This is a genomic window from Thalassococcus sp. BH17M4-6, from assembly GCF_049323015.1.
Taxonomy (GTDB): domain Bacteria; phylum Pseudomonadota; class Alphaproteobacteria; order Rhodobacterales; family Rhodobacteraceae; genus Puniceibacterium.
In genome coordinates this window covers 339,218-360,492 of record NZ_JBMPGU010000001.1, presented here as the reverse complement: position 1 = coordinate 360,492, position 21,275 = coordinate 339,218, and the positions used below count along the sequence as shown (strand labels likewise).

Genomic DNA, 21,275 nt, shown 5'->3' with positions numbered 1-21,275 from the left:
CTCGGGCCCGGTCCTCGACACCTTCGCGTTGCCCGCTTCGTTGCGCGAGGACCTGGACGGCGTGCTCGCCGGCCTCGGGGCATGGCGGTCGGGGTGCCTGAACCGGTCAGAGGTCTCGAGTTCGCTCTGTCTTTCCGGCCCGCCCGACACCGGCAAGACCCTGCTCGCGAGCGCACTTGCGGGCAGTGCCGACATTCCGCTCGCGCCGACGTCATATGCCGAATGTCAATGCCATGGGCATCAAGGTGACGCCCTCCGCGCGCTCCACGACGCCAGTTCCGGGCGAAACGCCAGTGCCTCTCGACCGACTGCTGACAGGCGCCCGATCCAAGGCGTTTCGACCTTGCGCCCACGGGACGGAAGCCTCAGTCTGTCGGAAAACAGACTGACAGAGGGAGCAGACCCATGAATGTCACACGTCGCTGGATCACATTTACCGCCACCGCCGCCTTGCTTGCGGGCTGCGGTGCGGGCCCGTCGCTGGCACCGTCGCGCAGCAGCGCGCGCGACCCCGAGCTGCAGCCGCAGCCCAATGCCGCCTATGACGCCTGGGTGGCGGGCTTTCGGGCCCGGGCGCAGGCGCGCGGCATCAGCGGCGCGACGCTGGATGCCGGGTTCCGGGGCGCGGGCTTTCTGCCCGGCGTGGTCAGGCGGGACCGCAACCAGACCGAATTCAAACGCTCGTTGCAGGATTACCTGGCCATCGTCGCATCGCCCGACAAGGTTGCCACCGGACGGTCCGAATTCGCCCGCAACCGCGCGCTGCTGTCACAGATCGAGGCGCGCTATGGCGTGCCCTCCCACGTCGTGGCCGCCGTCTGGGGTATGGAAAGCAACTACGGCGCGCGGCGCGGCGACATTTCGGTGATCTCGGCCACCTCGACCCTGGCCTTCGACGGGCGGCGCGGCGATTTCTTTGAAAAGCAGTTGGTCGCGGCTCTGCGGATCCTGCAGAACGGCGATGTCTCGGCCCCGGGGCTGGTGGGCAGCTGGGCCGGGGCGATGGGGCATACGCAGTTCATCCCGACCACCTATCAGGCCCATGCGGTGGATTTTCGCGGCGATGGACGGCGCGACATCTGGTCCGAGGATCCAACCGACGGGCTGGCCTCGGCCGCCGCGTACCTCTCGGCCTCGGGCTGGCGGCGCGGCGCGCCCTGGGGGCTTGAGGTGCGGTTGCCCGGCGGGTTCGACACCGGCGTCGCGGGGCGCGGACGGCGGCGCAGCGTCGGCGCGTGGTCGTCTCTGGGCGTGCAGCGCGCGGGCGGCGGTGCCCTGCCCGACCACGGGCCCGCGGCGCTGCTTCTGCCAGCAGGAGCAAGCGGCCCGGCCTTCCTGGCGTTCCGCAACTTCGACGTGATCCTGCGCTACAACAACTCGGAAAACTACGGCATCGGCGTGGGCTACCTGTCGGACCGCATCGCGGGCGGCGCGCCGCTGCGCAGCGATTTCCCGCCCGACCGGTTCGGCCTGACGATCGACGACCGGCGCAAGCTGCAGGAACGGCTGACCGCGCGCGGGTTCGATACCGGCGGCACCGACGGCGTGATCGGTCCCAAATCCGAAGAGGCGATCCGCGCCTACCAGTCCAGCATCGGCCTGCCCCCGACCGGAGAGCCGTCGCGCGATCTGCTGCTGCGGCTGGGGTGAGCGAAGCACACGCTTGACGCGCATCTTTTTCGCGAACACTCGCCATCGGTGAACGTGACCGTGGGTCGGCAAAAATCATCACGGCAACGACAAATTGTGTTAACCTTTCCTCAGATTTTTTCCGGGGGATATTTCCATGCCATTCTTTCCAAGCCTCTTCGCGCGCGCACTTTCCGACAACACTGACGACACCACCCCGCCGCCTGCCAGCGGCGGAACAGGCTTTCGCGCCGTGCCCTTCCGCGAAGCCAAAGGCGCTGGCGCCGACATCACCGGCGATGGCAGTGACGAATCCCTGACGGGTACCGAATTCGACGACAAGATCGACGGCGCAGCCGGCAATGACACGATCGTCGGCCTGGAAGGCGAGGACGACCTCGTCGGTGGGCTGGGCAACGACGAGATCCTTGGCGGCGACGGCGATGACAACCTCAAGGGCGACGAAGGCAACGACCTGATTGATGGCGGCGCGGGCAACGACAAAATCGAGGCCGATGCTCACAACGACACGATCATCGGCGGCGCCGGCGACGACACCATCGACGGCAAGCATGGAACGGATACGGCCACTTTCGCGGGCTCGATCCTGGATTTCAGCTTTGACCCAACCCTGCAGACCAATGACAAACACTTCGTCACCGACCTTAACCTTGCCGATGGCGATGAAGGCACGGACGAGCTGAAGCATGTCGAATTTTTCCAGTTCGACGATTTCACTTACGAGATCGGCGCCAACAACGGCGCGCTTGGCGTGGCAGGCGATGCGACCACCGACGAAGACACGGCCACCACCTTCACTGTGTCGGCCTATGATTTCGAAGGCGACGCGCTGACGCTGGGCGCGGTCACCTATTCCGGGCCGGGCACGGTGACGCTGGTGTCGACCGGGGCGCTGTCGCCCGCGATCGGCAGCGGAGCGGTCTATACCTTTGCCTTCGATCCCGATGGCCAGTTCGAATCCCTGGCCGTGGGCGATACCGCGGTCGAGACCGTGACGGTCGAGGTTTTGGATTCCGCGGGCAACGTGACCAGCGTCGACGTGGACGTGACCATCGACGGCGTCAACGACGCGCCGGTCGCGGTCGACGATGCCTTTGACGTCGATGAGGACACGCCTACAACTCTGGACGTGCTGGCCAACGACACCGATATCGACGATGGCGATGTCCTTAGCGTCACCGCCGCCACTGCCGCCATCGGCAGCGTGGTGATCGAGGCCGACGGCACTCTGACCTACACACCCACCGCCGACTATGTGGGCACCGATACGATCAGCTATGACATTTCCGATGGCAACGGCGGCACCGACAGCGCCACGGTGACCGTCACCGTGAACGCGGTGAACGACCCGCCCGTCGCCGACGACGATGCGGCGACGACGGACGAGGACAATGCCGTCGTGATCGGAGTTCTGGCCAACGACACCGATTTCGACAGCGCAACGCTCAGCGTATCGGGCACCACCGCCCCGGCCAACGGGTCGGTCACGATCAACCCCGACAACACCATCACCTACACGCCGGATCTGAACTTTTTCGGCACCGACAGCTTTACCTACACGGCGTTCGACGGCGTTGACGCCAGCGATCCCGCGACCGTTACGGTGACGGTCAATCCGGTGAACGATCCGCCACTGGCCAACCCGGACAGCGCCACGACCGACGAGGACGTGGCCGTCAACATCGACGTGCTGGCCAACGACATTGACGCCGAAAACGATCCGCTGACCGTTTTCGCCACCTCTGCCACGAACGGCAGCGTGGTGATCGAAGCCGACGGTTCGCTGACCTATACGCCGAACGCCAATTTCAACGGCTCGGACACGATCACCTACCAGATGACCGACGGCATCGCCGGCAGTTCATCAAGCACCGTCGACGTCACCGTGACTCCTGTCAACGATGCGCCACAGTCGCTGAACCAGCCGGTCATCATCGACGAGGTCGACGGCACCTACGTCATCGACCTCAGCACCCAGGTCGTGGATATCGACGGCGACAACATCAGCTTTTCCGACATCTCGCTGGCGCGCGGGGAAACGCTGCTTGCCTTTTCGATCATCGGGGACGGGCTGATCGAGATCCGCCCGCAGGATATCGCCGGGCTGGAAGACGGCAGCAGTCTCAACGTCGCTTTCACCTATGTCGCGACCGACGACAGCGGCGCCCCCAACAACACCGGCAGCGGCATCGTGCCGGTGACGATCAACGGCTTCACGCCGCCGCCGCCGCCCAACACCCCACCGACCGCCGACCCGCTGACGGTGGGCGCGGACGAGGAAGAAGGTGATGTCGTCATTTCCCTCGCGGATATCGTCTTTGACCCGGACGCGGGCGACGTGCTGACGATCACCAGCCTGACCACGGATTTCTTCGGCGGCACCACACCCATCCCCTTCGTTGGCGGGGTCAGTTCCGGCGAGGGTGGAGAACTGTCGTTCGATCCCACGATCTTCGGGCTTGCGGAAGGCGAAAACGCGACCATTTCGCTGAGCTATGTGGTGTCGGATTCGGCGGGCGAAACCGCGACCAACACGATCACGCTTGACCTGACCGGCGATACGCCGGGGACCGGCAACACCCCGCCAACGGCACTGGATATCCCGGGGGCGCCCGGCTATCCGGTCGCGAGCGATCCCTTCGGTGGTCAGCCGATCCCGGGCGACGTCATTGTCGATGATCCGGCGGTCACGACATTCGTTGTCGATTTCGACGATCTGGTCTCGGATCCCGATGGTCCCAATCCGCTGGTCGTCACCCCCGGCGATCTGGTCATCGGACAGGACGAACTCACCGGCACGCCGATCACCGTGCCCTACAGCTTTGACCCGGCCACCAACGAACTGACCGTCACGTTGGCGGATGTCGGGCTGGCCGACGGAGAAAGCGTGCTGGCGACGCTGAACTATTCGGTCTCGGACGGCATCGACAGCACCGCGGGACAGATCGCCGTCAACTTCGTCGACGAGGCTGCGCCGCCGCCGCCGGAGCAGCAGGTCTTCGATTTTGAAGGCTTCGCCGCCGCTGACCCGGAATTCCAGATCCCGGTGGTTCAGGTTGACGGCTTTACCCTGACCGGAAGTGCCACGGTCATCGAAACGGACGAATCGGAAGATGGCGGCGGGCGTGAACCCAGCGGCATCGCCAACGGCCAGACCACCATCGGCGGCGACAATGTACTCGTGGGCACATTCAGCACCGTCACGCAGCCCCTAGTGGACGAATTCGGCGAACCGGTTCTTGGACCGCGCGGCGAGCCGATCTTCGAAACCGTGGTGGATCAAACCTTTGCCATTCTGGCGCCGGGTCAATCCTTTGGGCCGGGTGGCGACGGCCTGTTTGTCACAACAACGAGCGCTGGCCAGACTTTCCCGCTGCCCGATCCGCTGCCTGAGGGCATCGGCACGTCGTTCAGTCTGGACGGGTTGTCGCTGAATATCGCCACCTCTGCCACGACCACGGTGACCATCACCTCTTACACCATCGGCATCGTCGAGGTCGGTCCGAACCCCAACTTCCCCACTTTCAGCGATTACTTCTATCAGCTGGTTGAGGTCGATTCCTTCGATTTCGTCATCGACGGATCGACCCCTGCCACGGTCCTGGATCTCAATGGCGATTTCCTCGGCGGCGGCACAACAACCGCAGCCGATCAGGCGGCCTTTGACGACATCTATGCTGTCGAGATCACGACGGCCAACGACGATGCGGTTGTGCTGGACGACATCCTGATCACCGTCTGACGAGGCACCCCGGCGCCCTGGACCGACAGACCGCCCGCCCCGATCCGGCGGCGGTCTTTCTTCGGCAGGGGTATATCGCGGCCCCGAGGGCTGAAAACGACACCGCGTCGCTTTTGGCTCAGAAAGGGCCGGTTTTCCGCCGCAGGCTGAGGTCATGGTTTTGGGGAGGCAAAGCCGTGCGACAGGAATTCCGGATCGTTCTGATCATCCGCACCATCGGGGCGAGGCGGGGCCGTGCGGCGCGCGGGCGGCCCAGCTAGGCAAGCCCGGCCCGCGTTTTTCCCTTCCCAGATCAGGACATCCTCATGAACATCTCGCTTTCCCGACGCTCCGGCGGCCGCTCTGCCCGGCGCGCCGCACGCAGTGCCCCGCTCGCCGATCATCTGCGCCCTGTACGCGCGGGCCTTTCCGGCGGGCAGTTTGCCCCGCTCGACCAACACGGCATGGACCGCATCCACCAGGCCGCCCTTGATGCCCTGGCCGAGATCGGGCTGTCCAACGCGCCCGCTTCGGGCATCAAGGCGATGACGGCGGCAGGTGCCGAACTGGGCGAAGACGGGCGGCTGCGCTTTCCCCGCGCGCTGGTCGAGGACACGATCGCCCGCGCCAATCGCGCGATCACGCTGTGCGGGCGCGATCCGAAACATGATCTGATCCTCTCGGGCACCCGCGTGCACTATGGCACCGCCGGGGCCGCCGTGCATGTGGTCGATACCGAAACCGGCACCTACCGCGACAGCACCCTGCAAGACCTGCACGACGCCGCGCGGATCGCCGACACGCTCGACAACATTCACTTTGTCCAGCGCCCGATGGTCGCCCGCGACATCATCGACAACCGCGAGATGGACCTGAACACCGTCTACGCCTGCTGTGCCGGCACCACCAAACACATCGGCACCTCCTTTACCGAAGCCGCCTTTGCCCGCGATGCGCTGCGCCTGCTGCATCATATCGCGGGGTCCGAAAAGGCCTGGCGCGACCGGCCGTTCGTCAGCAATTCAAACTGCTTCGTCGTGCCGCCGATGAAATTCGCCACCGAAAGCTGCGAGGTGATGGAGGTCTGTATCGAAGGCGGCATGCCGGTGCTGCTGCTGTCGGCCGGACAGGCCGGGGCCACCGCGCCTGCGTCCATCGCCGGGGCCATCGTGCAGGCGGTGGCGGAATGCCTGGCCGGGCTGGTCTATGTAAACGCGGTCAAGCCCGGGCATCCGGCGATCTTCGGCACCTGGCCCTTCGTGTCGGATCTGCGCACCGGCGCGATGTCGGGCGGATCGGGCGAACAGGCGCTGCTGACCGCGGGCTGCGCGCAAATGCACCGATACTACGACTTGCCGGGGGGGGCGGCGGCCGGCATCGCCGACGCGAAGCTGCCGGACATGCAGGCCGGGTGGGAACAGATGTGCTCCAACCTGCTGGCCGGGGCGTCGGGGCTCAACATGGTGTACGAGGCGGCGGGCATGCATGCGTCGCTGCTGGGCTTCTGCCTGGAATCGCTGATCCTGGGCGACGACCTGATCGGCCAGGCCCTGCGCTGCGTGCGCGGGATCGAGGTGACCGAGGATTCGGTCAGCCTCGACGTCATCCGCGCCACCTGCATCGGCGGGCCGGGGCATTACCTGGGCACCGATCAGACGCTGTCGCTGATGCAGACCGATTACATCTATCCCGCGCTCGGCGACCGGTCGTCGCCCAAGGAATGGGTGGAACGCGGTCAGCCAGACCTGATCGCCGCCGCCACCGCGCGCAAACGTGCCATCCTTGGCACACCCTCGGCGGCGCGGTTCGACCCGGTCACCGACCGGGCCATCCGCGACGCCTTCACAATCCATCTTCCGGCCTGAAGGGCTCCGGGACCCTCTGCAGACCCTGGCCCGGCGGCGGATCAGGGGGCTGGCCCCCGCCCTGCCCCCGGTCTAGACCGGAGCCGAACCGCCCGAAAGGTCCCCTTCGATGCCCTATGCCATTCTTGCCCTCGCCATTCTGGCCGAAACCATCGGCACCACGGCGCTGCAGGCCAGCCAGCAATTCACCCGGCTGGTACCCTCTCTGATCGTGGTGATCAGCTACGGCGTGGCGATCTACCTGCTGTCGGTGTCGCTCAGGACCTTCCCGGTGGGCATCGCCTATGCCATCTGGTCGGGCCTTGGCATCGTCTTCATCGCGGTGATCGCGTTCGTCTTTTTCGGGCAGAAACTCGACCTTCCCGCGATCCTCGGCATGGCGCTGATCATCGGCGGCATCGTGATCATCAACGTCTTTTCAAAGACTGCGACGCATTAGGGTCTGGCCTTTCGCCGGAAGCCCGTTTAGGGCGCAGGCAACACACCCAAAAGGCAGACCCGACATGGACCTTCGCAACGTTGCGATCATTGCTCACGTGGACCACGGCAAAACGACGCTGGTGGACGAACTGCTCAAGCAGTCCGGCACCTATCGTGAAAACCAGGCCACCACCGAACGCGCCATGGATTCCAACGATCTCGAGCGCGAGCGCGGCATCACGATCCTGGCCAAGGCCACGAGCGTCGAATGGAAGAACCACCGCATCAACATCGTCGACACCCCCGGCCACGCCGATTTCGGCGGCGAGGTCGAGCGCATCCTGAGCATGGTGGACGGCGTGGTTCTGCTGGTCGATGCCGCCGAAGGGCCGATGCCGCAGACGAAATTCGTGACCTCGAAGGCGCTGGCGCTGGGGCTGCGGCCCATCGTGGTGCTCAACAAGGTCGACAAGCCGGATGCCGAACCGGACCGCGCGCTTGACGAATGTTTCGACCTCTTCGCCAATCTGGGCGCCGACGAGGACCAGCTTGATTTCCCGCATCTCTACGCCTCGGGCCGCTCCGGCTGGGCCGATGCCGAACTCGACGGGCCGCGCAAGAACCTCGACGCGCTCTTTCAGCTGATCCTGAACCACGTGCCCGCGCCACGACAGCTGAAGCGGCAGGACGAGGATTTCCGCATGCTCGCCACCACGCTGGGCAACGACCCCTTCGTGGGCCGGATCCTGACCGGGCGTGTGGAATCGGGCAAGATCAAGGTCGGCGCCACGGTGCAGGCCCTGAGCCGCATCGGTCAGAAGATCGAACAATTCCGGGTGACCAAGATCACGGCGTTTCGCGGCCTCGCGCAGCAGGACATTCCCGAAGCCGTGGCAGGCGACATCGTCAGCCTCGCGGGCATGACCAAGGCCACCGTGGCCGACACGATCTGCGCGCTCGCGGTCGAGGAACCGCTCGAGGCGCAGCCCATCGACCCGCCCACCATCACCGTGACCTTCGGGATCAACGACAGCCCGCTCGCGGGTCGCGACGGCAAGAAGGTGCAATCGCGCGTCATCCGCGAACGGCTGATGAAAGAGGCGGAGTCCAACGTCGCGATCAAGATCAAGGACACCCCCGGCGGCGAGGCCTTCGAAGTGTCGGGCCGCGGCGAACTGCAGATGGGCGTGTTGATCGAGAACATGCGCCGTGAAGGGTTCGAGCTCAGCATCTCGCGCCCGCAGGTGATCCTGCGCGACGGCGAAAACGGCCTTGAGGAACCGGTTGAAGAGGTCACGATCGACGTCGACGATGATTATTCCGGTGCGGTGATCGAAAAGATCACCGGCGCGCGCAAGGGCGAACTGGTCGAGATGAAGCCCGCAGGCGCGGGCAAGACCCGCATCATCGCCCACGCCCCGGCCCGCGGACTCATCGGCTATCACGGCGAATTCCTGACCGATACGCGCGGTACCGGCGTCATGAACCGCGTCTTTCACGGCTGGACACCGCACAAGGGCCCGATCCCCGGGCGCCGTGCGGGCGTGCTGATCTCGATGGAGAACGGCACCTCGGTGGCCTATGCGCTGTGGAACCTCGAAGAGCGCGGCAAGATGTTCATCGGCGCGCAGGAAGCGGTCTATACCGGCATGATCATCGGCGAACACAGCCGCGAGAACGATCTCGAGGTCAATCCGCTCAAGGGCAAGAAGCTGACCAACGTGCGGGCCTCGGGCACGGACGAGGCGGTGCGCCTGACCACGCCGATCACCCTGTCGCTGGAAGAAGCCATCGCCTACATCAACGACGATGAGTTGGTGGAGGTGACGCCGAATTCGATCCGGCTGCGCAAGCGCTATCTCGATCCGCACGAACGCAAGCGGATGTCGCGGGCGGGTTAAGCTCTTCCGCCCTGGCGGGCGTCCTCGCGAGGAAAGGCCGTCAGGGCTTGAGGAGCGGCACCACCGGATCGCCCAGGGCGATCCGGCCCGGCTGCAGGACCTCGGCACACCAGCCGCCGTGCCCGCGCAGGGCATTGTAGGCCCCCGATCCCAACGCCTCTTCCATCCGAGAACAGGGCGCGCAGGGCCGGGTGATGCGCAGCACCGCCTCACCGATCCGCAGGTCCCGGTCGCGCAGCGCATTGAGATTGATGCGGGAGATCAAGAGGTTGCGCCGCAAAACCTCTGGCGCGACAGCATCCTGCCCGCACAGCGCCGCGACCACCGGTAGATGTTCGGTCTGCAGCAGCGTGACCGCGCGCTGACCGGCGCGCCCGTGATCGCCGTCCAGGCCCGCCGGGGTCACGACCGACGCACCAACCGCCGCCACGGGCTCGCGCCGCGCCGCCCGCAGCCCGATCCAGTCGAGCCGGCCATCGGCATGGTGCCGCTCCAGCAGCGCGGCCAGATGGCCCTTCACTCGGTGATTTCAACCACGATCAGGTCGCGTTCCGACGCGCCGCGCGCGTGATCCAGCGCGGCCTGGTAGGCATCGGAATGATAACAGGCTTCTGCCGCCTCAACGCTGGGGAACCGCGCCACCACGTGGCGCGCGCGCTCCGCGCCTTCCAGTGTCACATAGCGCCCGCCACGGGCGATGAACGTCCCGCCATGCTCGGCAATCGCCGGTCCGGCGAGCTTTGCATATTTGCCGTACGCCTCGGCGTCGGTCACGTGCACATGGGCAATCCAAAGTGCGGGCATCGCTTATTCCTCCAGAACCTTTTCCGCCGCGGCGATCGCGGCCTGCGCATTCTCGGCGCTGGCTCCACCGCCTTGCGCCATGTCGGGCCGACCGCCGCCGCCCTTGCCGCCCAGCTCCGGCACCGCGGCCTTGACCAGATCGACCGCCGACACCCGGCCGGTCAGATCCTCGGTCACGCCCGCGGCCACGGCCGCCTTGCCGCCGGTATCGGCAATGAGCAGCACCGCGCCCGACCCCAGCTGCGCCTTGTGCGCGTCAATGAGCGGCGGCAGGTCCTTGCCGGACACGCCGCTCAGCACCTGAGCGAGGAACTTCACGCCGCCGACGTCGCGCGCGGGCGTTCCGCCGCCCTGCCCCGCGCCGCCGGCCATGGCCAGATCGCGACGCAGTTGCGCCACCTCGTTCGACAGCTCGCGCAGCTTGGCCATCTCGCCTTTGATCCGCGCCAAAAGCTGGTCCGGCGTCGTCTTGAGCTCGCCCTGCAGCGCGCTCAGCACCGACGCCGCCTGCGCGGCATGGGCCTGCGCCTGCGGGCCGGTCAGCGCCTCGATGCGCCGCACGCCCGAGCTCGAGGCGCTGTCACCCAAAAGCACGAAGCTGCCGATATCGCCAGTGCGGCGCACATGGGTGCCGCCACAGAGTTCAATCGAATAGGTCTGACCATCGGCGCCCTTGCCGGACCCGTCCAGCGTTCCCATCGACACCACCCGCACCTCGTCGCCGTATTTTTCGCCGAAAAGCGCCTGCGCCCCCAGCCCCCGCGCGTCATCAGGCGCCATGATGCGGGTCACGACCGGGGTGTTCTGGCGGATAAAATCGTTCACCTCGACCTCGACCTGCGCCAGTTCCTCCGTAGTCAGCGCCTTGGAATGGCTGAAGTCGAAACGCAGCCGATCCGCCGCATTGAGCGACCCGCGCTGTGCCACATGATCGCCAAGCGCGCGGCGCAGCGCCTCGTGCAGCAGGTGGGTGGCCGAATGGTTGGCGCGGATGTTGGTGCGGCGGGCATGATCCACCTCGGCGGCCACCGGTTCGCCCTTGGCAAACCGGCCCTGCCCGATGGTCACCTGATGCGCGATGATCTTGCCGCCCGCCATGCGCTGGGTATCGGTGACCTGTGCCTGATCATCCTCGTTCTCGAGCCGCCGGAGAATGCCGGTGTCGCCCACCTGGCCGCCGGATTCGCCGTAGAACGGCGTCTGGTTCAGAACGATCCAGCCGGCCTCGCCCGGCTCGAGCGCGGCCACAGCCGCGCCGTCGCGCACAAGCGCCACGATCTGGCCCTCGGCGGTTTCGGTGTCATAGCCCAGAAAATCGGTGGCGCCCTGCGCCTCGGCGATGTCGAACCAGACAGCCAGGTCCGCCGCCTCGCCACTGCCGGACCAGGCGGCGCGGGCCTTAGCCTTCTGCTCGGCCATCGCCGCGTCGAAGCCATCGGTGTCCACCGACCGGCCCTTTTCCCGCAGCGCATCCTGCGTCAGGTCCAGCGGAAAGCCGTAGGTGTCATACAGTTTGAACGCCGCCGCCCCCGGCAGCGCCGCCGCCTCGGGCAGGCCCGCCAGTTCATCGTCCAGCAGCTTGAGCCCGCGGTCCAGCGTCTGCTTGAACTTCGTCTCTTCGCCCAGCAGCAGATCCTCGATCAGCGGCTGCGCCCGCCCCAGCTCCGGGTAGGCCGCGCCCATCTGGCGCACCAGCGCGGGCACCAGCCGGTACATCACCGGATCCTGCGCGCCCAGCATGTGCGCATGCCGCATCGCGCGGCGCATGATCCGGCGCAGCACGTAGCCGCGCCCGTCGTTGCTAGGCATCACCCCGTCCGCGATCAGGAACGAGGTCGAGCGCAGGTGATCGGCGATTACCCGATGGTGCGTCTTGCCCGGCCCGTCGGGGTCGCTGCTGGTCGCATCGGCGCTGGCCTCGATCAGGGCGCGCATGAGGTCGGTGTCGTAATTGTCGTGCTTGCCCTGCAGCAGCGCGCCGATCCGCTCCAGCCCCATGCCGGTGTCGATCGACTGCATGTCGAGCGCCCGCATGGACCCGTCCTCGAACTGTTCGTTCTGCATGAAGACGATGTTCCAGATCTCGATGAACCGGTCGCCGTCTTCCTCGGCGCTGCCCGGCGGGCCGCCCCAGATGTGATCGCCGTGGTCATAGAAAATCTCGGTGCAGGGGCCGCAGGGCCCTGTCGGCCCCATCTGCCAGAAATTGTCCGAGGTCGCGATGCGGATGATCCGGCTTTCGGGAATGCCGACCTTCTTCCAGATCTCGAACGCCTCGTCATCGGTGTGATAGACGGTGGCGTAAAGCCGGTTCTTGTCGATGCCGAAATCGCGGGTGATCAGCTCGTGCGCAAAGGGGATCGCTTCGGTCTTGAAGTAATCGCCAAAGCTGAAATTCCCCAGCATTTCAAAGAAGGTATGATGCCGGGCGGTATAGCCCACATTGTCCAGATCGTTGTGCTTGCCGCCCGCCCGCACGCATTTCTGCGAGGTCGTGGCGCGGGTGTAGTCGCGCCGTTCCAGACCGGTGAAGAGGTTCTTGAACTGCACCATGCCGGAATTCGCGAACATCAGCGTCGGGTCGTTGCGCGGCACCAGCGGGCTCGACGGGACGACCTCGTGGCCCTGTTTTTCGAAATAGCTCAGAAAGGTGGAGCGGATGTCGTTCAGCGTCTGCATGACTTGGGGCCTTCGGGGCTTGGTTCGGCGTTTGCGCAGGTGTAGCGCCGCGCCCTGCCGCTGTCCATAAGCGCCGGATCATTCGGGCGCGCGGGCGGGACCGAACCGAAAAAGGGCGCCCCCTGGGACGCCCTTTTGTGGTTTTCCGCGTGACGCGCCGCCAGCCCTTGCTCAGGCTTCCATCACGTCGCTGTCGGCGTCATCGGAGCTCATGTCGAATTCAAGCCCGTGCGCAGCGCGGATCTTGTCCTCGATCTCAAGCGCGACACGGGTGTTTTCGCGCAGGAAGCCCTTGGCGTTCTCACGCCCCTGGCCGATGCGTTCGTCGCCATAGCTGTACCAGGCACCCGATTTTTCGACCACGCCCGCCTTTACGCCCAGGTCAAGCAATTCGCCGGTCTTGGAAATGCCTTCGCCGTACATGATGTCGAATTCCACCTGCTTGAACGGCGGGGCGACCTTGTTCTTCACGACCTTGACCCGGGTGGCGTTGCCCACAACCTCGTCACGGTCCTTGATCGCACCGATGCGGCGGATATCCAGGCGGACCGAGCTGTAGAACTTCAGCGCGTTGCCGCCCGTCGTGGTTTCCGGGCTGCCGAACATCACGCCGATCTTCATGCGAATCTGGTTGATGAAGATCACCATGCAGTTGGACCGCGCGATCGAACCGGTCAGCTTGCGCATCGCCTGGCTCATCAGACGGGCATGCACGCCGACGCTGCTGTCGCCCATGTCGCCCTCAAGCTCTGACTTGGGCGTGAGGGCCGCCACCGAATCGACCACCACGACGCTGACCGCCCCCGACCGCACCAGCGTGTCGGTGATTTCCAGCGCCTGTTCGCCGTTGTCGGGCTGCGAGATCAGCAATTCATCCAGATTGACGCCCAGCTTGCGGGCATATTGCGGATCAAGCGCGTGTTCCGCGTCGACAAAGGCGCAAACGCCGCCCTTTTTCTGTTCCTCGGCAACGCAATGCAGGGTCAACGTCGTCTTGCCCGAGGATTCGGGGCCGTAGATCTCGATGATCCGCCCCTTGGGCAGGCCCCCGATCCCCAGCGCAATGTCGAGCCCGAGCGAGCCGGTCGAGGTTGATTCGATGTCCTTGATGGCGTTTTCGCCACCCAGTTTCATGATCGAACCCTTGCCGAACTGCCGTTCGATCTGCGCAAGCGCGCTGTCGAGCGCCTTTTGCTTGTCGCCGCTTTTCTTGCTGTCCATCGTCAAAAGATCCGCCGCTGCCATGATATCCTTGTCCTTATTCCACACCCGTTACCGGGCAGCAATTGCTGCTTTCGTTCGCCTCTTGTTCTCATCGGTATGCGGACAAAAAGTGAACATTTCAAGTCAAATTTTCATATCAGCACTTTTGACCCGATGGGTTAAGGAGTAGTTTACCGACAAGTTGAAAGTGCGGGATCGAGGCCAATGCTGGTATTCTGGAAGCAACGGCTGGTGATGCTTGCGGTGCCCAAGACCGGCACCTCGGCCTATGAGGCAGCACTTGCGCCCCATGCGTCGATGACGGTGCTGGACCCGCCCGAACTGAAACATGCGCCGGTCTACCGCTATAACCGCTTCTTCCGACCCATGTTCGAGAAGATGGGCTGCGAGCACATGGATGTGCTGGCGGTGATCCGCGAACCGGTCAGCTGGCTGGGCAGCTGGTACCGCTACCGGCAGCGGGCGTTTCTGAACGGCAAGCCGACATCGACCGCGGGCATGGATTTCGACACGTTCGTACAGGCCTATTGCCAGGTTGACAGGCCGCCCTTCGCCAATGTCGGCAGCCAGTCGAAGTTCGTCGAACCAAGGCCCAACGGCACCGCCGTCAGCCATTTCTTTCGCTACGAGGATCAGGCGGCGCTGATCGGCTTTCTGGAAGAGCGCCTGGGTGTCACGCTCGATCTGCCGAAGAGCAATGTGTCGCCCCGCGCGAATCTGGACCTGCACCCCGGCACCGAAGACAATCTGCGGCGCAAGTACGCCGCGGATTTCGAGCTTTGGCATCGGGCCGGGCCGCCAAGGTAACGGTACGCAGCGCCGGACGTTGCCGTCACATCGGCCATGCGAACATCCGCTAGGCGATCTGTTGATAAACGACTTCCGTCAAGTCATTGAGAGAGAAGGGTTTCGGGAGAAAGATCGAGTTGGCGATGCGTTGCTGATCGTCGTCGAAAAGATCCTCGGCATAGCCCGACACAAAGACCACCCGGACCTCGGGGCGGTCCTTCAGCGCCTGGCGCACCCAGGTTGGACCATCAAGGCCAGGCATCACCACGTCGGTCACGAACACGTCCACCGACAGACCCTCATCCTCCAAGAGCGCCAACGCCTCTTCCGCGGAGCCTGCCTCGATCACCGTGAAGCCGCGCAGGCGCAGCGCGCGGGAGGCAAAGGCGCGCACCGGTGCCTCGTCCTCGACCAGCAGGACCACGCCCTCGCCCTGGATGGGCATCTTGCGCGGCAGCTGCGGCTGCGGTGCCTTCGGCGGGGCCAGCGTCGCGTCGTGGCTGGGCAGCAGCAGGGTGAAACAGCTGCCCTGCCCCGGTACCGAATCGACAAAGATGAACCCGCCGGTCTGCTTGACGATGCCGTAGACGGTCGACAGCCCCAGGCCCGTACCCTCGCCAGTGGGTTTGGTGGTAAAGAACGGCTCGAAGATCTTCTGGAGCTTGTCGGTCGGGATGCCGGTGCCTTCGTCGGTGACCTTGACCGAGACATAGGACCCCGGCGCAACGGTGGCCCGGTCGCGTTTCAGCGGTTCGCGCAGCACCAACTGCCCGGTCTCGATCTCGATACTGCCGCCATCGGGCATGGCATCGCGGGCATTGACCACGAGGTTCATCATCACCTGTTCCAGCTGCCGCTTGTCGCCGCGAATGGCCGGCAGTACGGGATCGTGGCGCAGGGTGAGCGCGACCTTTTCGCCCACAAGCCGGTTCAGCAGGTGTGTGAGGTCGGACAACGTGTCGCGCAGATCCATGACCTCGGGGCGCAGGGTCTGCTTGCGCGAAAAGGCCAGAAGCTGCCCGACGAGCGCTGCGGCGCGGTTGGCGTTCTGGTGGATTTGTACGAGGTCGCCATAGTCCGGGTCCCCCTGATCGTGCCGCAAGAGCATCAGGTCGCAATGACCTGAAATCGCTGTCAAAAGGTTGTTGAAGTCATGCGCAACACCGCCGGCAAGCTGGCCGATGGCCTGCATTTTCTGGCTTTGCACAAACTGCGCCTCGAGCGTCTTGAGCTCGGTCGCGTCGTTCAGCACCGCAACCAGCACCGGGGCGCCATCCTCGACCACGCGATTCAGGGTGACCTGCACGAACATCTCGCGCTCCCCGCGGGTCAGGCGCAGGAATTCCGATCGCCCCAGCCCCCTGCCCGCTGCAGCATCCGCCAGCCAGTCCTGAATCGACCGGCCCAGCCCTTCCATGAAATCGCCCAGCCGATAGCCTGCTGTATCGTCCACATCCAGAAGCATCCGCGTCTCGCGGTTGGCGCGCTGCACCGTCCCGTCCGGCGCGACCTTCAAAAGCGGCACCGGCAGGGTTTCGAAATCCGTATCCGCGCGCGGCACGGTGTCTTCGTCCGGCACCGGCAGAAGCACCAGTTCCTCGCGCCCCGGGCCGCTGCCGATGATGCTGGCCAGGAACGGCATCGGCCCGGCGTCGGTCAGCACGGTGTTGACCTCGCCGGGTCGGAGCGGCAGATCGGTCAGCACCTCGTCGAGCCGCTTGGCGCGGCGGCCAGTCAGGTCGCGCATCGCGTCGTTCATCGACAGGATCGTGCCATTGCGGCCCAGCGTCAGATGCGGGACCTGGCCCGGTCCGCCCGTGGTTCGGATCGTGTTTTCGTCATAATATTCAACGCGCCAGATCATGTTGTTCAGGTGGATCACCCGGCCAGTCAGGCGCATGCTGCCACCGCGCAGCGGCACATCCTCGGTCGCGACGCCATCGTTGCGGGCCTTGGTTTCCAGCCGGAATAGAAGCCCCGCGGGGTCGGCCAGCATGGGCCGCAGAAGCGCCGCAAGGGTCCGTCCCCCCGAAGCTGCAAAGCGGTCGCGCGCGGTGGCGTTGAGATACGTCACCTCACCCTCGGGATCGGTGATCACGCAGGCGGCGGCGTCGCGTTCCACAAAGTCTGAGAGGATGCGCAGCGCCCTGGCGCGGGACCAGCCGGCCCAGACCTGCACCGCACCGGCCAGCAGCGCCGCCATCAGAAACGCTCCGCCCGCCGCGGCAAGGCCCAGACGCAGGGCCGGCTGCGGCGCCAGAGACGCGGCGCCCAGACAGCACACCGCCAACGTCAGGATCACTCCGGCGCGCTGCGCAAGCGCCCGCGACGTCCGCGCGGTTCTAGCTGGTTCCAGTATTGCGTCGGTCACATTGCCCCCGGCATTGCCGCTCGATTCGCACGGGCTCCATCAAATGCCGCAAACCCTTAAGCGCGGCTTAAGGATAACAACACTGCCATAGGTTGTGTAAAGCCTAACCAGTCGCCTTGAGGCAAGCGAGGTAGAAACCGTCACCGCCGTCGGACGGCAGGAACTGCCGTTCGCCCGCCAGCTGCCAGCCCGGGGTCCGGTCCAGAAATGCTGCGATCTGGGCATGATTTTCGTCGCGCAGGACCGAACAGGTGGCATAGGCCAGAACGCCGCCAGGGGCGACAAATCCTTGCGCTGTATCGAGAATTTCGGCCTGCGTTGCGCAAAGGTCCTGCAGCCTGTCGGGGGTCAGGGCCCATTTACCCTCGGGCGCGCGACGCCATGCGCCGCTGCCGGAACAGGGTGCATCGCAAAGCACCAGATCGTAACGCCCGGTGGGCGACGGCACCGGCACGACCTGAGCATCCGCGCGCGTTGCGCGGGCGGGCAGATCGCGCATGCGCCCCGGATCGGCGTCATGGGCAAAGACCTGGCCGCCGGTGCGCGCGGCCATGGCCAGCGCCTTGCCGCCACCGCCCGCGCAATAGTCCAGCACCCGGGCGTCGCGGCGCAGCGGCAGCAGATCGACCACGGCCTGGCTCGCCGCGTCCTGAAGTTCGACCAGGCCGTCCCGGAAGGCGGCAGAACCTGCGATCCGGCGGGGATTTTCCAGCACTTCGAGGGCCGTGGGCGACAAATCATGCGGCTGTGTGGCAATCCCGTCGTCGGATAGCGCAGCCTGCGCCTTGTCCAGATCGGCCTTGAGCGTATTGACCCGCAGAAAGACCGGTGCGCGGTGGCGCAGCGCATCGGCCACCGGTCGGGCATCCGCGCCCAGCGACGCCTCGAACAGCGGGATCAGCCAGTCCGGAAGGTCCATCAGGTCCACCGCATCGGGGTCTGCGCCTGCCACAAGTTCATCTGCGCCCAAGGGCGCGGGCGCATGCCCCTCACCGGTGAAAATGGTCTCAGGATCAACGCCTTGCAAGAGCATCCTGCCCCGCATCAGCGCCCGTCCACCAGCGCCGCCGCCCCGCGCGGCAGACGACCGGCGGGTGCGCAGCACATCGAAGACGTGATCGCGAACCGCCGCGCGGTCGCCCGATCCGGCATAGCGCGCGCCGCGCGCCCAGTTGGTCAGGGCCTGCTCTGCCGGAGTGCCGTCGCCGATGCGGTCCAGCACTTCGATCGCCGCCTGAACGCGTGCCGCGGGGGTCATGCCGGAACCTGACAAGCCACCGGATCAGGCCATCCGGTAGTTGGGGCTTTCGCGGGTGATCTGAACATCGTGCACGTGGCTTTCCTTCAGCCCCGCTCCGGTGATCCTCACGAAGCTGCAGTTCTGCCGCATCTCTTCGATGGTGGCGTTGCCGGTATAGCCCATGGCTGCGCGCAATCCGCCCACCAGCTGATGCAGCACCGCCGTGGCCGTGCCCTTGTAGGCCACCTGCCCCTCGATCCCCTCGGGCACCAGCTTGTCGCTTGCGGCATCCTTCTGGAAATACCGGTCGGCCGAACCGCTGGCCATGGCGCTGAGCGAGCCCATGCCGCGATAGGCCTTGAACGACCGGCCCTGGTACAGGATCACCTCGCCGGGGCTTTCATCGGTGCCTGCAATCATGCTGCCCACCATCGCGCAGGACGCGCCCGCCGCGATGGCCTTGGCGAAATCGCCCGAAAACTTGATACCGCCGTCGGCGATCACCGGTGTGTCGCCCGCCGCCAGCGCGCAATCCATGATCGCGGTCAGCTGCGGCACACCCACGCCCGCGACCATGCGCGTCGTGCAGATAGAGCCCGGGCCGATGCCCACCTTGATCGCATCCGCCCCGGCGCCGATAAGAGCGCGGGTCGCCTCGGCCGTGGCGACATTGCCCGCGACCACCTGCACCTCGTTCGACAGCTGCTTGGCGCGCTCCACGGCCTTTGCCACGCCTTCGGAATGGCCATGAGCGGTGTCGATCACAACCATGTCGACGCCTGCATCGACCAGCGCGGCGCTGCGCTCGTATCCCGCATCGCCCACGGTCGAGGCTGCGGCGACCCGCAGCCGCCCCAGCCGGTCCTTGCAGGCGGTGGGGTTCAGCACCGCCTGTTCGGTGTCCTTGAGGGTCAGAAGCCCCGTAAGCTTGCCGTCCTTGTCGGTCACCAGCAGCTTTTCGATGCGCCGGCCCTTCATAAGGTTGATCGCCTCGTCGCGGTCGGCCGGTTCGCGCAGGATGGCCAGGTTTTCCGAGGTCATCATAACCTTGACCGGCGTGTCGTCGCTGGTGGCAAAGCGCATGTCGCGGTTGGTCACGATCCCCATGACCCGGCCCTTTTCGTCCACCACCGGAAAGCCGGTGAAATTGTACCGCTCGATCAAGGCCTTGGCATCCGCCAGCGTCTGGTCGGGGCGCAGGGTGACCGGGCTGTAGACGATGCCCGATTCAAAGCGTTTCACCCGCCGCACCTCGCGGGCCTGTTCTTCGACCGTGAGGTTGCGGTGGATGACCCCCATGCCGCCCGCCTGCGCCATGGTGATGGCCATGCGCCCTTCGGTCACGGTGTCCATGGCCGAGCTGAGCAGCGGGATGTTCAAAGCGATGGATTTGGTCACCCGCGTCCGCGTGTCCGCCGTGCTGGGCAGCACGCTTGAGGCGGCCGGAACCAGCAACACATCATCGAAGGTGAGAGCCTCGCGAATCTCCATGGGAGTACCTTCCTCGGGAAACGTCGTTGGCGCGTGCCTATCGCATGGTTGCGGGATCAGGGAAACCCCCCTTGCGCCTTTGCCCCGGCCCGCGCCATCCTGTCGCAAGACCACTTCGGGGGACCCGACCGCATGACCCACAGCTACGCCACAGGCCGCCTGAACTTGCCGTTTACCGGCATCTGCACCTTTGCCAAGAAGCCGTATATCGAAGACTGGGATGGGATCGAGGCTGATGCCTGCATCCTGGGCGCGCCCTTCGATGCGGGCACGCAGTTCCGCGCAGGCGCCCGGTTCGGCCCTCGGGCGGTGCGCGAGGCCTCGACCCTCTTCAGCTTTGGCCACGCCGGGGCCTACGATCACGAGGATGATGCGACCTATCTGGGCGAAGACGTGCGGATCGTCGACCTGGGGGATGCGGATATCGTCCATACCGATACCGAGCGGAGCCATGCCAACATTGAGTCGGGCGTGCGCGCGATTCTGGCTGCGGGCGCGCTGCCGGTGGTGATCGGCGGCGATCATTCGGTCAATATCCCGGCCTTGCGGGCCTTTGACCGCCAGGGCGACATCCATGTGCTGCAGATCGACGCGCATCTGGATTTCGTCGATGAACGCCACGGCGTGCGGCATGGCCACGGCAACCCGATGCGCCGCGCCGCCGAACTGCCCTTCGTCACCGGGCTGACGCAGGTGGGCATCCGCAACGTGAGCTCGACCGCGCGCGAAGGGTACGAGGACGCCCGCGCCATGGGGTCGGACATCCTGTCGGTACGGCAGGCGCGCAAGCTGGGTGTCGCGGCGCTGGCGGACCGGGTGCCCGACGGCGCGCGGGTCTACATCACGCTCGATATCGATGCCTTCTGCCCCTCCATCGCGCCGGGCACCGGCACGCCCAGCCACGGCGGGTTCCTGTACTACGAGGTGCTGGAACTGCTGCAGGCCGTGGCACGGCGGCACGAGGTGGTGGGGATTGATCTGGTCGAGGTCGCGCCGGACTACGATCCGACCGGGTCGACCGCGATTCTGGCCGCTCAGGTGCTGATGAATCTGCTGGGACTTGTGTTCCACGCGCGCGGCTGACCCGGCGGTCCAGCCGAAACGCGCGCATTTGCGCCAT

At 65.7% G+C, this 21,275-nt stretch carries 15 protein-coding genes; 8 read left to right on the top strand and 7 right to left on the bottom strand.

The annotated features are described in order from the left end of the window. The first annotated feature begins 61 nt into the window (after positions 1 to 61). From ACOXXX_RS01595 to typA, 6 genes are all read left to right on the top strand, one after another. The gene (locus ACOXXX_RS01595; protein ID WP_422824950.1) at positions 62 to 409 is read left to right on the top strand and encodes an AAA family ATPase; all 348 of its coding nucleotides are present in this window, start codon (positions 62 to 64) and stop codon (positions 407 to 409) included. After that, positions 406 to 1,650, top strand: coding sequence for a lytic murein transglycosylase (locus tag ACOXXX_RS01590; RefSeq protein WP_422824782.1), 1,245 nt, complete (start codon positions 406 to 408; stop codon positions 1,648 to 1,650). Before ACOXXX_RS01595 ends, ACOXXX_RS01590 begins: the two co-directional genes overlap by 4 nt. A 136-nt stretch (positions 1,651 to 1,786) precedes the next feature. Then, complete coding sequence (locus ACOXXX_RS01585; RefSeq protein WP_422824781.1) at positions 1,787 to 5,392, top strand: Ig-like domain-containing protein; 3,606 nt, start codon at positions 1,787 to 1,789, stop codon at positions 5,390 to 5,392. A 305-nt stretch (positions 5,393 to 5,697) separates the two neighbouring features. After that, on the top strand, positions 5,698 to 7,236 hold the full coding sequence (locus tag ACOXXX_RS01580) for a trimethylamine methyltransferase family protein (protein ID WP_422824780.1): 1,539 nt from the start codon (positions 5,698 to 5,700) through the stop codon (positions 7,234 to 7,236). A 109-nt stretch (positions 7,237 to 7,345) separates the two neighbouring features. After that, positions 7,346 to 7,675, top strand: coding sequence for an SMR family transporter (locus ACOXXX_RS01575; RefSeq protein WP_422824779.1), 330 nt, complete (start codon positions 7,346 to 7,348; stop codon positions 7,673 to 7,675). 64 nt (positions 7,676 to 7,739) lie between these two features. Next, positions 7,740 to 9,557, top strand: a complete 1,818-nt coding sequence (gene typA, locus ACOXXX_RS01570) for a translational GTPase TypA (protein WP_422824778.1) — start codon at positions 7,740 to 7,742, stop codon at positions 9,555 to 9,557. Between the two features lie 40 nt (positions 9,558 to 9,597). Here typA and ACOXXX_RS01565 read toward each other — a convergent pair whose 3' ends face one another. From ACOXXX_RS01565 to recA, 4 genes are all read right to left on the bottom strand, one after another. Further along, complete coding sequence (locus ACOXXX_RS01565; protein WP_422824777.1) at positions 9,598 to 10,077, bottom strand: MOSC domain-containing protein; 480 nt, start codon at positions 10,075 to 10,077, stop codon at positions 9,598 to 9,600. Continuing rightward, complete coding sequence (locus tag ACOXXX_RS01560) at positions 10,074 to 10,361, bottom strand: DUF1330 domain-containing protein (RefSeq protein ID WP_422824776.1); 288 nt, start codon at positions 10,359 to 10,361, stop codon at positions 10,074 to 10,076. Before ACOXXX_RS01560 ends, ACOXXX_RS01565 begins: the two co-directional genes overlap by 4 nt. A gap of 3 nt (positions 10,362 to 10,364) precedes the next feature. Next, positions 10,365 to 13,040 (bottom strand): alanine--tRNA ligase, encoded by a 2,676-nt coding sequence (gene alaS / locus ACOXXX_RS01555; RefSeq protein ID WP_422824775.1) that lies wholly within the window; start codon positions 13,038 to 13,040, stop codon positions 10,365 to 10,367. Positions 13,041 to 13,211: 171 nt separating this feature from the next. Further along, positions 13,212 to 14,285 (bottom strand): recombinase RecA, encoded by a 1,074-nt coding sequence (gene recA / locus ACOXXX_RS01550; protein WP_422824774.1) that lies wholly within the window; start codon positions 14,283 to 14,285, stop codon positions 13,212 to 13,214. Positions 14,286 to 14,468: 183 nt separating this feature from the next. On the opposite strand from recA, the gene ACOXXX_RS01545 reads away from it, so the two are divergent. Continuing rightward, complete coding sequence (locus tag ACOXXX_RS01545) at positions 14,469 to 15,071, top strand: gamma-glutamyl kinase (protein WP_422824773.1); 603 nt, start codon at positions 14,469 to 14,471, stop codon at positions 15,069 to 15,071. A 49-nt stretch (positions 15,072 to 15,120) separates the two neighbouring features. Here the strand turns inward: ACOXXX_RS01545 and ACOXXX_RS01540 are convergent, their stop codons facing one another. From ACOXXX_RS01540 to guaB, 3 genes are all read right to left on the bottom strand, one after another. Then, positions 15,121 to 17,424: an ATP-binding protein gene (locus ACOXXX_RS01540; protein ID WP_422824772.1), complete on the bottom strand. Its 2,304-nt coding sequence runs from the start codon at positions 17,422 to 17,424 to the stop codon at positions 15,121 to 15,123. Positions 17,425 to 17,527: 103 nt separating this feature from the next. Further along, positions 17,528 to 18,682 (bottom strand): RsmB/NOP family class I SAM-dependent RNA methyltransferase, encoded by a 1,155-nt coding sequence (locus tag ACOXXX_RS01535; RefSeq protein WP_422824771.1) that lies wholly within the window; start codon positions 18,680 to 18,682, stop codon positions 17,528 to 17,530. A gap of 24 nt (positions 18,683 to 18,706) precedes the next feature. After that, positions 18,707 to 20,155 (bottom strand): IMP dehydrogenase, encoded by a 1,449-nt coding sequence (guaB, locus tag ACOXXX_RS01530; protein WP_422824770.1) that lies wholly within the window; start codon positions 20,153 to 20,155, stop codon positions 18,707 to 18,709. A gap of 132 nt (positions 20,156 to 20,287) precedes the next feature. Between guaB and speB the strand changes: the two genes are divergently transcribed. Next, entirely contained in the window at positions 20,288 to 21,238 is a 951-nt protein-coding gene (speB, locus tag ACOXXX_RS01525; RefSeq protein WP_422824769.1) for an agmatinase, read from the top strand. The last annotated feature ends 37 nt before the right edge of the window (positions 21,239 to 21,275 follow it).

Bases quoted from the DNA above. Each gene is read 5' to 3' on its own strand.
- ACOXXX_RS01590 (WP_422824782.1), top strand. From the start codon at position 406: ATGAATGTCACACGTCGCTGGATCACATTTACCGCCACCGCCGCCTTG.
- ACOXXX_RS01585 (WP_422824781.1), top strand. From the start codon at position 1,787: ATGCCATTCTTTCCAAGCCTCTTCGCGCGCGCACTTTCCGACAACACT.
- ACOXXX_RS01580 (WP_422824780.1), top strand. From the start codon at position 5,698: ATGAACATCTCGCTTTCCCGACGCTCCGGCGGCCGCTCTGCCCGGCGC.
- ACOXXX_RS01575 (WP_422824779.1), top strand. From the start codon at position 7,346: ATGCCCTATGCCATTCTTGCCCTCGCCATTCTGGCCGAAACCATCGGC.
- typA (WP_422824778.1), top strand. From the start codon at position 7,740: ATGGACCTTCGCAACGTTGCGATCATTGCTCACGTGGACCACGGCAAA.
- ACOXXX_RS01560 (WP_422824776.1), bottom strand. From the start codon at position 10,361: ATGCCCGCACTTTGGATTGCCCATGTGCACGTGACCGACGCCGAGGCG.
- alaS (WP_422824775.1), bottom strand. From the start codon at position 13,040: ATGCAGACGCTGAACGACATCCGCTCCACCTTTCTGAGCTATTTCGAA.
- recA (WP_422824774.1), bottom strand. From the start codon at position 14,285: ATGGCAGCGGCGGATCTTTTGACGATGGACAGCAAGAAAAGCGGCGAC.
- ACOXXX_RS01545 (WP_422824773.1), top strand. From the start codon at position 14,469: ATGCTGGTATTCTGGAAGCAACGGCTGGTGATGCTTGCGGTGCCCAAG.
- ACOXXX_RS01535 (WP_422824771.1), bottom strand. From the start codon at position 18,682: ATGACCCCCGCGGCACGCGTTCAGGCGGCGATCGAAGTGCTGGACCGC.
- guaB (WP_422824770.1), bottom strand. From the start codon at position 20,155: ATGGAGATTCGCGAGGCTCTCACCTTCGATGATGTGTTGCTGGTTCCG.
- speB (WP_422824769.1), top strand. From the start codon at position 20,288: ATGACCCACAGCTACGCCACAGGCCGCCTGAACTTGCCGTTTACCGGC.